Source organism: Stenotrophomonas sp. YAU14A_MKIMI4_1 (assembly GCF_003086855.1).
GTDB lineage: Bacteria > Pseudomonadota > Gammaproteobacteria > Xanthomonadales > Xanthomonadaceae > Stenotrophomonas.
The window spans coordinates 643,179-657,408 of record NZ_CP025998.1 but is presented as its reverse complement, the minus strand read 5'-3'; the positions used below and the strand labels follow the sequence as shown (position 1 = coordinate 657,408).

Genomic DNA, 14,230 nt, shown 5'->3' with positions numbered 1-14,230 from the left:
CACGCATGGCGTGGATCTACAAGCGACGCGGCGCGTATGCCGCGACCGCATCGTGCGCTTCGAGGATACCTACGGGCGCAGCTGAGATGGACCGCTGGGGTCGGATCCCGCTGCTGCGCAACGGGCTCTGCCCCCTTCTCTGACCAGTAGATCCACGCCATGCGTGGATGCTTTTCGATTCCGTCTGGCCCCATCCACGCATGGCGTGGATCTACCAAGGCAGGGAAGCGCGTATGCCGCGACCGCATCGTGCGCTGCGAGGACACCTGCGGACGCAGCTGAGCTGGGCCGCTGGGGTCGGATCCTGTTGCTGCGCAACGGGCTCTGACCCCCTCTCTGACCAGTAGATCCACGCCATGCGTGGACGCTTTTCGATTCCGTCTGGCCCCATCCACGCATGGCGTGGATCCACCAAGGCAGAGAAGCGCGTATGCCGCGACCGCATCGTGCGCTTCGAGGACACCTACGGGCGCAGCTGAGCTGGGCCGCTGGGGTCGGATCCTGTTGCTGCGCAACGGGCTCTGACCCCTTCTCTGACCAGTAGATCCACGCCATGCGTGGATCCACAAGCGGAGCCGCGCATATGCCGCGACCGCCCGCAGTCGAGCAAGCTCGACTCTACGAGGTGGCAATCTCCGCCATCACCCGCTTCAGGCCGTCCTGCCATGCCGGCAGTTCGATGCCGAAGTCCTGCTGCAGCTTGCGGTTGTCCAGCACCGACCAGGCCGGACGCTTGGCCGGGGTCGGGTACTCGGAACTGGCAATGGCTTCCACCGCCGGCACTCTCGCCAGCACGCCACTCGCCCGTGCCTGCGCAAAGATCGCCACGGCAAAGCCATACCAGCTGGTCTGGCCACTGGCAGTCAGGTGCCAGGTGCCCGACAGCTGCCCCGGATGCTGCAGTGCCTGCGCGGTCACGTCGGCAATCAGCGCGGCCGGGGTCGGCGTGCCGATCTGGTCAGCCACCACCCGCAGCTGGTCACGCTCGGCGCCCACGCGCAGCATGGTGCGCAGGAAGTTCGCGCCATGCGAGGCATACACCCACGCGGTGCGGAAGATCAGGTGGCGCCCACCTGCGGCACGCACGGCATCCTCGCCGTCGCGCTTGCTGGTGCCGTACACGCCCAGCGGTGCAGTCGGCTCGTCTTCGCGATACGGCGCGCTGCCCTGGCCATCGAACACGTAGTCGGTCGAGTAATGCACGAACGGCACGCCATGGGCCGCGCACCAGCGCGCGATCACGCCCGGCGCCTGCGCGTTGGCCGCGAAGGCGGCCTCCGCGTCCTGTTCAGCACGATCCACCGCCGTGTAGGCGGCGGCATTCACCACCACCGACGGCTGCAGGCGGTCCAGCAGCGTCGGCAGGCTGTCAGGCTGGCCGAAGTCGGCCACTTCACAGGCACGGCCATCGGGCAACTGGCCACTGCGCGTGGTCGCCACCACCGGCCCCAGCGGGGCCAGTGCGCGCAGCAGCTCCTGTCCGACCTGGCCGTTGCCGCCAAACACCAGCACGGTCATGCGGTGTAGACCGGCAGGCGGTCCTCGGCAATGTCCTTCAGGAAGGGCGCGGCCTCATCCTTGGCCGACAGCGTCGGCGCACTGATCGGCCAGTCCACGGCGATATCGGCATCGTTCCAGCGCACGCCGGCATCGAAGTCCTTCAGGTAGACCTCGGTGCACAGGTAGCTGAAGACTGCGCGTTCGGACAGCACCGCAAAGCCATGGGCGAAGCCTTCTGGAATCCAGAACTGCTTCTTGTTCTCCGCGCTGAGTACCACCGCTTCCCACTGGCCAAAGGTGGGCGAGCCGCGACGGATGTCGACGGCCACGTCGTACACCTCGCCTTCCAGCACGCTGACCAGCTTGCCCTGCGGGCGCGGCCACTGGTAATGCAGGCCGCGCAGCACGCCCTGCGCCGAAGTCGAGACGTTGCTCTGCACGAACCGGTCCGGCAGGCCCAGCGCAGCGAAGCGCTCGGCATTCCAGGTTTCGAAGAAATAGCCGCGGGCATCGCCGAACACGGCCGGTTCGATCACCACGCAGCCGGGCAACTTGGTTTCAATCACTTTCACGGAACAACTCCACGCAGTGCGAGCTTGTGCAGGTACTGGCCGTAGCCATTCTTGATCAGCGGTGCAGCCAGTGCTTCCAGCTGCTCGGCGCTGATCCAGCCCTTGCCGAAGGCGATTTCCTCGGGGCAGCAGACCTGCAGGCCCTGGCGGGTCTGGATGGTCTCGATGAAGTTGGACGCTTCCAGCAGCGACTGGTGGGTGCCGGTATCGAGCCAGGCGTAGCCACGGCCCAGCGCTTCCAGGTGCAGGTTGCCCTCGCGCAGGTAGCGCTGGTTCAGATCGGTGATCTCCAGCTCGCCGCGCGGCGAAGGCTTCAGCTCGGCGGCGTAGTCGCTGGCGTTGCCATCGTAGAAGTACAGGCCGGTCACCGCATAGTTGGAGCGCGGTTTCTCGGGCTTTTCCACCAGATCGATGACCTTGCCGTTCTTGTCGAACTCGGCCACGCCATAGCGTTCCGGGTCATTCACCCAGTAGCCGAACACGGTGGCGCCCTGGTCGCGCTGGTCGGCGTTGCGCAACACTTCGCGCAGGCCGTGGCCGTGGAAGATGTTGTCGCCCAGCACCAGGCAGCTCGGCTTGCCGCCCACGAAGTCCTTGCCGATCAGGTAGGCCTGGGCCAGGCCATCGGGGCTGGGCTGCACGGCGTACTGGATATCCATGCCCCACTGCGAACCATCACCCAGCAGATGCTGGAACAGGGCCTGTTCGTGGGGGGTGTTGATGATCAGCACTTCACGGATGCCCGCCAGCATCAGCACGCTCAGCGGGTAGTAGATCATCGGCTTGTCGTACACCGGCAGCAGCTGCTTGCTGACGCCCTTGGTGATCGGATACAGCCGCGTGCCGGAACCACCGGCCAGGATGATGCCTCTGCGTTGGGTCATGTCGTCTCCCGGGTTCAGGCCGAAGTGCCGATGCGCTGCAGGCGGTAGCTGCCATCCAGCACGCCGTTCACCCATTCCTGGTTGTCCAGGTACCAGTCAACGGTGAAGGCGATGCCCTGTTCGAAGGTGTACGCCGGCTCCCAGCCCAGATCGTTCTTCAGCTTGGACGCATCGATCGCGTAGCGGCGGTCATGGCCGGGGCGGTCGGTCACGTAGGTGATCTGGCTGCTGCGCGGCTGGCCATCGTCGCGCGGGCGGCGTGCATCGAGCAGCGCGCAGATCGCGTGCACCACTTCAATGTTCTGCTTTTCCGAATTGCCGCCCACGTTGTAGGTCTCGCCCACCTGGCCCTTGGCCAGCACGGTGCGGATCGCTTCGCAGTGGTCGGTCACGAACAGCCAGTCGCGCACCTGCTTGCCGTCGCCGTACACCGGCAGCGGCTCGCCGGCCAGCGCCTTGGCGATCACCAGCGGAATGAGCTTTTCCGGGAAGTGGTACGGGCCGTAGTTGTTCGAGCAGTTGGTGGTCAGCACCGGCAGCCCGTAGGTGTGGTGGAACGCGCGCACCAAGTGGTCCGACGCCGCCTTGGACGCCGAGTACGGCGAATTGGGCGCATACGGGGTGGTTTCGCTGAACTTGCCGGTCTCACCCAGGGTGCCGTACACCTCGTCGGTGGACACGTGCAGGAAGCGGAAGGCCGCGCCCTTGTCGGCCGGCAGGCCCTTCCAGTGGTCGCGCACCGCTTCCAGCAGGCCCAGGGTGCCGACCACGTTGGTCTGGATGAAGGCGCCCGGGCCGTCGATGGAACGGTCCACGTGGCTTTCGGCGGCGAAGTTCAGCACCGCATCGGGCTGGTGTTCGGCCAGCAGGCGCGCCACCAGGGCACGATCGCCAATGTCGCCCTGCACGAACACGTGGTTCGGGTTGCCGTCCAGGCTGGACAGGGTCTTCAGGTTGCCGGCGTAGGTAAGCGCATCCAGGTTCACGACCTTGATGCCGCGGGCAACGGCTTCGAGAACGAAGTTACCGCCAATGAAGCCGGCGCCGCCGGTGACAAGCCAAGTGGGCACTACCTGTTCTCCTGTTAGTGAATTCATCCTGGGAGCACCCGCAGGTGCTCCGACACAGCGCCACAGCATACAGCGCGGCGTTCTTCACGACTGCTTGCACGAGGTGAACGCCGCAGGCGGATTCAGTGTTTTTTGACGCAACGCAACAAAACCATACGCATTCGCATGGTCACGCAAGGCCAGTTAGAATCCAGATCCCACCCCCGAACCGGTTGCTGTGCGAGGACCGGACGTTTCCCGTTACTGTGAGCCGGCCAACGGCCGGCACTACAAGGATCGAGTACCAGATGAAAATCCTCGTCGCGTACAAGCGCGTGGTGGACTACAACGTCCGCATTCAGGTCAAGCCGGACGGTTCCGGCGTGGTCACCGACGGCGTCAAGCTGTCCCCCAATCCCTTCGATGAAATCGCGCTGGAAGAAGCGCTGCGTCTGCGCGACAAGGGCATCGCCACGGAAGTGGTGGTCGCCACCATCGCCCCGGCCGACGCCCAGGCGCACCTGCGCAACGGCCTGGCCATGGGCGCCAACCGCGCCATCCACGTGGTGACCGACCAGGCCATCCAGCCGCTGACCGCCTCGCGCACCCTGCTCAAGCTGATCGAAAAGGAACAGCCGGACCTGGTGATTCTGGGCAAGCAGGCCATCGACGACGATGCCAACCAGACCGGTCAGATGCTGGCCACGCTGTGGGGCCGCCCGCAGGCGACCTTCGCCAGCAAGCTGGACATTGCCGACGGCAAGGCCACGGTCACCCGCGAAGTCGACGCCGGCCTGGAAACGCTGGAAGTGGACCTGCCGGCCGTGGTCACCACCGACCTGCGCCTGAACGAACCGCGCTTCATCAAGCTGCCGGACATCATGAAGGCCAAGGCCAAGCCGCTGGAAACCCTGCAGCTGGCCGATCTGGGCGTTGAAGCCGCCGACACGTTCAAGACCACCCAGTACGCCGCGCCTTCCAAGCGCAGCAAGGGTGTGATGGTCAAGGACGCGGCCGAACTGGTTGCCGCACTCAAGCAGAAGGGGCTGCTGTAATGAGCAAGATTCTCGTCATCGCCGAGCACCACGACGGCAAGCTCAACGCCGCCACCGCCAAGACCGTCAGCGCCGCCGCCGCCATCAGCGGTGCCAGCATCGACGTGCTGGTGCTGGCTGCCGACCCGGCCGCCGTTGCTGCGGAAGCGGCGAAGATCGCCGGTGTGGCCAAGGTCCTGACCGTGGCCAACGCCGCCAATGCGCAGGCCATTGCCCAGGTGCTGGCCCCGCAGATCGCGCAGCTGGCCAAGGGCTACAGCCACGTGTTCGGCCCGTCCACCACCTTCGGCAAGGACCTGATGCCCTGCGTGGCCGCCCTGCTGGGCGTCAACCAGGTGTCCGACCTGATGAGCGTGGAAGGCAGCCACACCTTCAAGCGCCCGATCTACGCCGGCAACGCCATCATCACCGTGGAAGCCCCGGCCGACCAGATCGTGGTCGCCACCGTGCGCGCCGCCTCCTGGCCGGAAGCGGCCCAGGGCGGCAATGCCACCGTTGAAGCAGCCACCGTGGACGCGGCCCTGCCGACCCACACCCGCTTCGTCGGCCTGGCCGCCGGCGCCAGCGACCGCCCGGACCTGCAGGCCGCCAAGCGCGTGGTCTCCGGTGGCCGCGGCGTCGGTTCGGAAGAGAACTTCAAGGTCATCTTCCAGCTGGCCGACAAGCTCGGTGCCGCCGTCGGCGCCTCGCGTGCCGCGGTCGACGCCGGCTACGTGCCCAGCGATCTGCAGGTGGGCCAGACCGGCAAGATCATCGCGCCGGAACTGTACGTGGCCGTGGGCATCAGCGGCGCCATCCAGCACCTGACCGGCATCAAGGATGCCGGCACGATCGTGGCGATCAACAAGGACGGCGATGCGCCGATCTTCGAGATTGCCGACATCGGCCTGGTGGGGGATCTGTTTGCGATCCTGCCGGAGCTGGAAAAGGCATTGGGCTGAGTTGCTGATGCCGGGACCGGACCATGGCGCCGCTGCGCTTGGTCCGGCTCCCCTGCTGGTCTATTCTGCTTTTCATTGAGAGGGGACCGGCCTGGTCTCTATTGCAGGGATGTAGCGTGGTCATGACTATGAAGAGTTTGTCGCCCTCCTTCGCGGACATCGCTGCATGATCCTGGGTAGCGGCTTGATCGCGCGTGCCTTCCATGGCTTTGCCGATGATCCAGACACCCTTGTCTTTGCGTCTGGCGTGTCCAACTCCGGCGAGCGCGACGCGGCTGTTTTTCTACGTGAACGCACCCTGCTGGAGACCGCGCTTGACCAGTCAAGCAAGCGCCTGGTGTATTTCGGCAGCTGCAATGTCGTCAATCCCGAACAGAATTCCCCCTACTTCCAGCACAAGCGTGACATGGAAAAGCGGGTTCTCGACTCGGGCAAGGGCGTGGTGTTCCGGCTACCCCAGGTAGTGGGCCGCACCCGCAACCCCAATACACTCACCAATTATCTGCGCGACTGCATCGTGCAGGCTCGGCCATTGACGTTGTGGACGCGCGCCCAGCGCAACCTGATCGACATCGATGACGTGGCCGCCATCGCCACACGTCTGCTCGCTTCAAGCGACGCCCCTGCGCTGGCCTCCATCGCCTCGCCATGGTCGCTGGCCATGCCGCACCTGGTGGAGCTGTTTGAACAGGTACTGGAAAAGAAGGCGATCGTGCAGCTGGTCGAACGTGGTGAGCACATGCATGTGGACAGCTCGCTGGCCGAGGCCGTTGCGCGCGACATTGGACTGGATCTTGGTCCAGACTATCCCCTTCGCGTGATCCAGAAGTACTACGGCACCCCTCATGAATCCTGAAATTTCCGTTGTCATTCCTGTCTATGGCAGTGCTTCGATCCTGCCCTCGCTTGTGCAGAAGCTCGAGCAATCGCTAAGTGCCGTCGCCGGCCCTGGCGGATTTGAGGCGGTGCTGGTACATGATCACGGCCCCGACAATTCATGGGAGGTACTGAAGGCACTCGCCGCCGACCGCCCTTGGCTGAAGGGAATCAACCTGCGCCGCAACGCCGGCCAGCACAATGCCGTGATGGCAGGGTTTGCCCATGCACGGGGGCGCTACATCATCACCATGGATGATGACCTGCAGCACGATCCGAACGACATTCCGCGGATCGTCGAAGCGCTGGAAGCCGGCGCGGATCTTGTCTATGTGCGCTTCGAAGCGCGCCAGCATGCATTGTGGAAGCGCCTGGGCAGCCGCTTCAACGACTGGGTCGCCAGCCGTCTGCTGAACAAACCCACCGGGCTGTACCTGTCGCCTTTCCGTGGCATTCGCCGCGAGGTTTGCCAGACCGCGCTGGGTTACAGAGGCCCGTTCGTGTACGTGGATGGATTGCTGCTGCAGTCTACCAGCAACTTCAGCTCAATCACCGCGCGTCACCACCTCAGGCAAGACGGCAAGTCCGGCTACAGCCTGCGCAAGTCGATTGCGCTGTGGATGCAGATGGCTACCAGCTTCTCGATCGTGCCACTGCGCTTCGTGTCGCTGGCCGGCATCGCCGCCTCAGGCGCCGCCTTCCTGTTCGCCCTGATCGTTGTGGCCCGCAAGCTGATGAATCCGGACCTGGCCGTGGGCTGGTCTTCCTTGATCGTCGCCATCCTTTTCATGGGCGGCCTGCAGTTGCTGGCCCTGGGGGCGATCGGCGAATACACCGGCCGGATCCTGCTCAACGTCAACAACCGCCCGCAATTCGTGGTGGGTGAGCGTTGCAACCTGGACGCCGACCCCACCATCGATAGCTGAGTTACATGCGCCGCCGCAGCCACATGTAGGCAAGGCGGCGAGCCCATGCCATCACGCGCGCTTTGAGGTTGCCACGCCGCAACTGTGCCGACGTAGCCAGGCCAGGATGTTCGCGCGCAAAGGACTCATGGAAAGCGATAGCCTGCTCGGACTGCTGGCGCATCAAGCGCACGCTCCATTGGCTGGCACTGATCCGGAAGCTGGCCAGCACTTCCGGTAGCGCGACCATGTCCCCCTGGATCATCACGTTGCTGTAGCTGGCCTGGTCGATCAAGTACGGGAAACGCGCATCCCACCAACCGGCCTGCTCCAACGCGTCCCGGCGCAGCATCACACAGCAGGGTTCGCCGAAGATGTTGGTGCCAGCCAGAATGGACGCCAATGCGGCCTCTCGCCCGGGAATGCAACCGGATAGGCCCGCCAGCCCGCGCGCCTTGAGTAGTTGCTTGCCCCCTGCATCGACCAGATCACGACGGGAAGCAACGAACACCGCGCTCGGGTTCGCATCGAAGGCCGCCACCTGCATGCGCAACGCATGCGGCGCCAGCAGATCGTCACCGCACACCAGCTTGATCAACTCGCCACGTGCATGCTGGCTGACCCGATTCCAGTTGGCCTGCGCCCCACCTCCGGCCGGGGTAGGCTCCAGAACCCGCACGCGCGGGTCGTCCGCGAACGAGGCGATGACTGCAGCGGTATCGTCGGCCGAAGAATGATCAGCAATGACCAGCTCGAAATCGAGGTAATCCTGGGCCAGGATCGAGCGCACGGTCGCGGCGATATCACGCCCGTTGTTGTAGGCCGGGATAACCACCGACACGCGCGGCACCCGCCCCAGTTCAGCCTGCATGATCACGTCCTTCTGAAAGAAAAATACTTGTGGCCGACGTAGTTGAACACCACAACCACGACGGTAATACAGATCTGCGTCGGAATGGCTAGCAGACCAGCCCCTTCCACCAGCAGCGTCAGAGCCCCTGCGTTGAACAGGAAACTGAGCGTATTGACCCCGACAAATCGCAGAAAGTCACGCAGCACATGGCCACTGACCCGGAACACCAGGTGCCGGTATACGTTGAACACCAACACCAGGGACACGACCCAAGCGATGAACAGGCTGACCGCCGAGGGCACGCTGGGCCCCAGCAACCAGCTCAGCGCTGCAAACAGCGCAGTACTGAAGGCGGTATTGGCACCGCCGACCAGCAGGAACAGCACGCGCTGATCCCTGATCAACCGCTGCAGCGGGCCAGCCTCCCCACTGAACAACGGCGCATCAGGCTTCTTCGGGCTGGCCATGTTCAGGGCACCGCGCAGCGCACCGAGAAGCCGGTCAGCAGCGCGCCCAGTTCCGGCTCGTCTGCAGTACCGGCCTCGGCAGGGGTGTGGTCCGGCGCAGGTGCGGCGTGAAGCACAACCCTTGCCTCGGTACCGGCCTTGCCCAGTTCAACACTGCTGGTCTGTCCGGGCAGCAGTATCGACACGCTCTGCATCTGGCCGGCGCGACGAACTTCGACGCGGCGCGCGTGGAAGACCATGGGCACGTAGAAATCGGCTACAACTTCGCATGCACATGACTTCGGCAGCGTAAGCTCGCCATCGGTCTTCAACCAGCGCCCCTGCGTTTCCGGTTTGCGCCAGCCCTGCGCAAACGCAACATCGGCACCGGAACAACGCAGTTCCGGATGACCTTCGAAGATCGACAACTGTCGCTCGCGCATGATTTCCACGCCCTGCCTCGCATGCGACAACGGAGACTGCAAGAGCGCTGCGGCATTGTCATCAGGCACGGAATTCAACAACGCCCGGTTCATGTCTGCGAAGGCCAGCGCCCGATAGGGAGCAGCGCGCCATTCGTAGTAATAGGTACCCAGATGCATCACGCCAATCGCAGCCAGCATGCCCCAGACCAGCACTGCTGCATTCCGCGTGCTTCCCAGCGCGCGCAGTTCACGCACGATGATCCAGACCACACCGATCAGCCCCAACACCAGATCCATGTAGTACCGCGATGCCATCACCCCCCCTGGACCGTCGGCACCGCGCGCGAGGGTGACCGAGAAGGCCACCAGCGCGCCGTAAGCGATCAGGTAGATCGGCAGGCGCGAGCCAGGCGCACCGCGGCGCAACCAGGCCAGCACGGCAATGAGTCCGGTCAGCAGAATGCCCGCGCCGGCGACCGCAATCACCCAGACCGGCAACCGCTGCGTGATGGCCGCAGGATTGCCAATGGTGGAGCCCAGCGCATACAGGGTGATCAAGGGTGTATCGCCACTGATCGCCAAGGTGTTGGCTTGCACGGCGGCGTCAGTCACCGTGCCCGACGCCAGGTACAGCGCGAACGCTGCCAGCATCGACACGCAGGGAAGCAGGCCGTACCAGCGCCCCGGCGCGCGCCATGCCGGCAGCATGGACAGCACCTGCAAGGCCAGCACCGCGCCGATGAAGGCATAGTTCCAGCCCATGCCGACCACCAGCACCACCACCACCGCCAGCACGGCCAGCAACGCGCTCAACAGGTGTGGATGCCGCGAGGCCCCTGACAGCAGGCGCGCATGCAGGCTGAAGAATCCGACGAAACACAGATTCTTTACCCACAGAGGCAAGCCAAGGTCCAGCGTGAAGAGCTCGAAGCCGGCCCAGCTGTGACACAGCCCTGCGATGGTGATCGACACCGCCATGACCACCAGCGCATCGGAACGCGTACGAAGCGCCGCACTGCTGTCCCGGCACCACGCAAGCACCAGTATCAAGGCTACGGTGGCGGTAACCAGACCCGTGATCCGATTGATCAACAGCACGTCAAGGTGGAACAGATTGACATTGATCAGCAGGAACAGCTGGTTGACAAACCCGCGATGGGACGAACCCTGGCCCCAGAAGTCAAGCGTCGACAGGGTGCCGGCTTCCCACTGGTCCAGCTGGAACAGCAGCCGCAGCGAGTCCATGTACAGCGCGTCCGGGTGCGCCCTGCCTAGATAGACCTGGTGGACAATGGCAAAGAACAGCACGGCCATCGCGCCGACAATTATCTGAACGCGGGGCCGCACCCAATAGTCGGACAGATGCATGGTCATCGATGACTTTTCCAAGGTGCAGCTCCATGGCAGCGCGGGCGCGTACCGTCTGAACGCGCGGGCCCCTATGGTAGATAATAGAGCCGCCCGCAGCCAGCCGCCGCGTGTACGGACGCCCATGCGCAAAGACCCGGGAAAATTCACCGGAAGGCCCACCTTGCAATTGCGCCATCTCTTTCCACACGCGTAGTGCTGTTGATGTTTTCGGTTCCAGCATAGAGTCCAAATGACGGACCCGCTTGGTGCACCAAGACAATAATCCAAGGCTGCAATGTATCCCCTGCGCCGCCTCACTTCATCAGTGACTGCAGGAAATTATGCAGGTGCGGTGCTCCCGGTCGAATCGACCACAAGTTCCCCCAGGGAATGGCGTGGCGCGGGCGGAACTGGACTTCGCCCCCCCCATTCGCCCGATCCCCAAACTCTGCAAGCAGCGTGAGGGGCTGGTCCTACACCAGAATTCAGGTCGCGGCCTGGGGCTCTGCAGCTGCGCCAGAGGCAGCCCAAGGCCAATGCAATACCCGCCGGGAACGCGAGGTTCAGGGCATTAGAGGCAGGACGCCCAAACCAAGCACATGGGCGATCATCGCGGGCGGTTACTCCGCAGACACCCTTAGTTGGCTTTGCTGACATGCACCTGAAGTCGCTCGATATGAAGCCGGAGGTACAAGTAGTGAGTATTGCGACTCGTCACCGGCAACACTGGGGCATGACGTGCAACCGGGTCGACCTACGATCCGCGCCGAATAGACATTCTTATGATTGGCAAAGAAATCAGGATTAAGACGGCTCTACCATGCAGGACGGTGCGCTGAGCACCGCCGACCCCAGCTCGCCACCACCGGCATCTTCAAACCAAAGCTTCAGATTTTCCGTCGCCCATGGCCCCGTCGTAGACTCGCCCCCCGGACCACTGGCGCTCCAGAGCTGGCGCACGCCCCCTTCCTGCTCGATCAGGACACGCATGCCGCTGTCACCGGCAACCGGCGTACGCGACCACTGGACGCGCACCACACCCTGCTGCATGCCCTGCGCCGTGCACTGGCCGGATACCGCAGTGGCTGAGACCGAGGCCATGCCCTGCCCCTCCAGCACCACCTTCAAAGGCCCAGTAACAGTGGCTGGCATCGCCCTGGCCGCGCTCGGGGCTGGGCGCACTTGCATGTCACCCAATACGTTGACCACCTTGCCGCCGCAGATCACCTGGACTGGCTGGCTTCCTGCCTGGTTGATCACGCTGGGCGCCGGCCACAAGCCCGCCAGGATGTCGCCGGAACCCACCACCGGGGTGGTCACCGCGCCAATGCGCAGCTGCGGGCTGCCCTGGATACGCGCCACCTTCATCCAGGTCGCGCTCAGGCCACTTTCCTTCTGCTTGTTGAACGGCGCCCCGGCGACGGCATCCTTCGGGCCCCAATCACTGACCTCCAGCAGGCATTCACCGCTGCCGAACTGCATCGGCGTAGCCATGTTCAACCATGCCCCACCCAACGCATTGAAGTTCGCGCGCGACTCGGCGAGCAGCACATTGCGCAACGCCCGCTTGCGATCATAGAGCTGCACCGCCTCGGCGCAGGCCGTGCCCTTGGCCGGTGCCTCGCGGCACAGCTGCCATTGGCCGTTGTCGCGGGTCAGGACGTTACCCAGGAAGCGGGTACTGTCATGGGCCCGCTGGCTCACCATGTCGTCGGTCAGATAGGGCAGCCGCCCCGGAACCACACCCAGCGCACGGGTGATGGCCACCGGAAGGAATTCCAAGGGCATGGTGCCGACATCCACCGCGCCCTTGCGGCCGTCGATGAAAAGCAGAGGCGTACGCGACATGGCCACCAGCGTGTCGGCACCGTCGAAGGGCCGGCTGCTGGTATTGATGCCGGACATTGCATACGGCGCCTGGTCCGGCGGCATGGCCGGGGCGTGGTCGCCAAATGCCACGATCAGCGCATCAGGATCGTCCGCGCGCACCGCCTCGACCCAATCCATGAAGGCCTTGCTTGAGTAGGCCAGTGCATCGGCGTAGTTCTGCACCACGGCATTGGCCGGCGTGACCTGTACCAGAGGCGGCCGCCGCTCGTGGTTGAGCTGATAGGGATAGTGAGAACTGATGGTGACCAGATAGTTGAAATGGGGGGTGGAGCGATCCGTCCGCGCCAGCACTTCGCGGTTCTGCCTGAAGAAGCTGGCATCGTTCAGGAACACGCCGTCCAGATCGTCGCGCACGAACGCCTGATAGGCATTGAACTGTGCAAAGCCCATGTACTTATAGGCGGTATCACGGCCCCAGGAATCCTGGTGGTTGGTATGCGAGGCCAAGGTCTCATAGCCCAGCTCGCGCAGCAGGCGCGGCAGGCATGGCAACACATCCTTCATGCGGCTCTGGAAGACCGCATCCTCGGTGGCCGGCAGCCCACACAGCGCTTCAAATTCGGCATTGGCGGTAAGGTGGCCGAAGTGCGGCGTCATCACCGCCGAATTGCCCCCCTGCTCCAGCATCGCGCGGAACCGAGGATCGAAGGGATCCCGGTCGAACTGGAAGGCCTTCAATGCCATGGGGTCCCAGAAGGTTTCCAGCAGCACAAGGTGCACATTCCGTCGCGCTGCCAACTGCGGGCGCTCATCCAGGCGCAGCCCTGCCAGCACGTTGCGGCCCTTGAGCGCGAGCTCATATTTGCGCGCCCGCTGGTCCAACAGGAACTGCATGCCACCACGTCGTTGCAGATGGGTGACGTAGTCGCTGGCCGGCGCCGGCAGCACGGCATCGACGATGCGCGCTTCCCAGGGGGCACCGAAGTACAGCGCTAAAGGCAGCAGCAATGCGGCGATCGACCATGGCAAGCGGCGCAGGCGGGTCGGCCACACGCCGTACAGCAGCACGCCGGCCAACAGCAGCACCGTCACGGCAGCGAGCACGACTTGCCACGTCTTGAGCACGCTGGCGAGCACGCCCAAGGTAAAGATGTCGCTGAAGAAGACCGGCGAGCCCAGTGCGGACAACTTGAGGATGTGCGCCATCTGGAAAAGCAGCAGCCAGATTGCCACCGCCGCCACTGCCTGCGCACGACTGGCCCCAGCGCCACGCACCAGCAACACGAACAACCCCGCAAACACTGCATCCAGCAGGATGCCCGCAGGCCCCGGAGCGCCGTCTATCACCAGCCAGCGCAGCGCGCCGATGAGCAACGTTCCGAAAACTGCCAGGCCGAGTGCGAACGAGACCGTACAACGTGGCGCGGATGAGGGATCCTGCTTGACTGCGTGATTCAACTTTTCACATTCCGGTCACAAAATTTTCACGCCGGATGATAGCAGACCGCCTCTCGGCGCCGCTGTGCGCTATTCATCGAATCAGA

The 14,230-nt window shown here is 64.2% G+C and carries 12 protein-coding genes; 4 read left to right on the top strand and 8 right to left on the bottom strand.

All coding sequences use genetic code 11. The features are described from left to right. Positions 1-618 precede the first annotated feature (618 nt). Genes rfbD through rfbB form a run of 4 tightly spaced genes read right to left on the bottom strand, consistent with a single transcriptional unit; the run spans position 619 to position 4,026 of the window. Complete coding sequence (gene rfbD, locus C1931_RS02895; RefSeq protein ID WP_108755353.1) at positions 619-1,518, bottom strand: dTDP-4-dehydrorhamnose reductase; 900 nt, start codon at positions 1,516-1,518, stop codon at positions 619-621. After that, the gene (rfbC, locus tag C1931_RS02890) at positions 1,515-2,072 is read right to left on the bottom strand and encodes a dTDP-4-dehydrorhamnose 3,5-epimerase (protein ID WP_108755352.1); all 558 of its coding nucleotides are present in this window, start codon (positions 2,070-2,072) and stop codon (positions 1,515-1,517) included. Before rfbC ends, rfbD begins: the two co-directional genes overlap by 4 nt. Beyond that, entirely contained in the window at positions 2,069-2,956 is an 888-nt protein-coding gene (rfbA, locus tag C1931_RS02885) for a glucose-1-phosphate thymidylyltransferase RfbA (protein ID WP_108755351.1), read from the bottom strand. Before rfbA ends, rfbC begins: the two co-directional genes overlap by 4 nt. A 14-nt stretch (positions 2,957-2,970) precedes the next feature. After that, positions 2,971-4,026 (bottom strand): dTDP-glucose 4,6-dehydratase, encoded by a 1,056-nt coding sequence (gene rfbB / locus C1931_RS02880; protein ID WP_108752105.1) that lies wholly within the window; start codon positions 4,024-4,026, stop codon positions 2,971-2,973. Positions 4,027-4,313: 287 nt separating this feature from the next. Here rfbB and C1931_RS02875 point away from each other — a divergent pair, with 287 nt between their 5' ends. The 4 genes from C1931_RS02875 (at position 4,314) to C1931_RS02860 (ending at position 7,803) form a co-directional block, all read left to right on the top strand. Then, entirely contained in the window at positions 4,314-5,060 is a 747-nt protein-coding gene (locus tag C1931_RS02875) for an electron transfer flavoprotein subunit beta/FixA family protein (protein ID WP_060380126.1), read from the top strand. Continuing rightward, positions 5,060-6,001 carry an electron transfer flavoprotein subunit alpha/FixB family protein gene (locus tag C1931_RS02870; protein ID WP_108755350.1) on the top strand — a complete coding sequence of 314 codons (942 nt, stop codon included), beginning with the start codon at positions 5,060-5,062 and terminating at the stop codon, positions 5,999-6,001. The genes C1931_RS02875 and C1931_RS02870 overlap by 1 nt, the downstream gene beginning before the upstream one ends. A 166-nt stretch (positions 6,002-6,167) precedes the next feature. Further along, on the top strand, positions 6,168-6,857 hold the full coding sequence (locus C1931_RS02865; protein ID WP_108755349.1) for an NAD-dependent epimerase/dehydratase family protein: 690 nt from the start codon (positions 6,168-6,170) through the stop codon (positions 6,855-6,857). Beyond that, positions 6,847-7,803, top strand: coding sequence for a glycosyltransferase family 2 protein (locus C1931_RS02860; protein WP_108755348.1), 957 nt, complete (start codon positions 6,847-6,849; stop codon positions 7,801-7,803). Before C1931_RS02865 ends, C1931_RS02860 begins: the two co-directional genes overlap by 11 nt. A gap of 1 nt (position 7,804) precedes the next feature. On the opposite strand, the gene C1931_RS02855 is transcribed toward C1931_RS02860, so the two are convergent. The 4 genes from C1931_RS02855 to C1931_RS02840 form a co-directional block, all read right to left on the bottom strand. Further along, positions 7,805-8,653 carry a glycosyltransferase family A protein gene (locus C1931_RS02855; protein WP_108755347.1) on the bottom strand — a complete coding sequence of 283 codons (849 nt, stop codon included), beginning with the start codon at positions 8,651-8,653 and terminating at the stop codon, positions 7,805-7,807. Between the two features lie 2 nt (positions 8,654-8,655). Further along, positions 8,656-9,102, bottom strand: a complete 447-nt coding sequence (locus tag C1931_RS02850; RefSeq protein WP_108755346.1) for a GtrA family protein — start codon at positions 9,100-9,102, stop codon at positions 8,656-8,658. A 2-nt stretch (positions 9,103-9,104) separates the two neighbouring features. Continuing rightward, complete coding sequence (locus C1931_RS02845; RefSeq protein ID WP_159095444.1) at positions 9,105-10,880, bottom strand: hypothetical protein; 1,776 nt, start codon at positions 10,878-10,880, stop codon at positions 9,105-9,107. A 780-nt stretch (positions 10,881-11,660) separates the two neighbouring features. Beyond that, entirely contained in the window at positions 11,661-14,144 is a 2,484-nt protein-coding gene (locus C1931_RS02840) for an LTA synthase family protein (RefSeq protein WP_159095443.1), read from the bottom strand. Between the last annotated feature and the right edge of the window lie 86 nt (positions 14,145-14,230).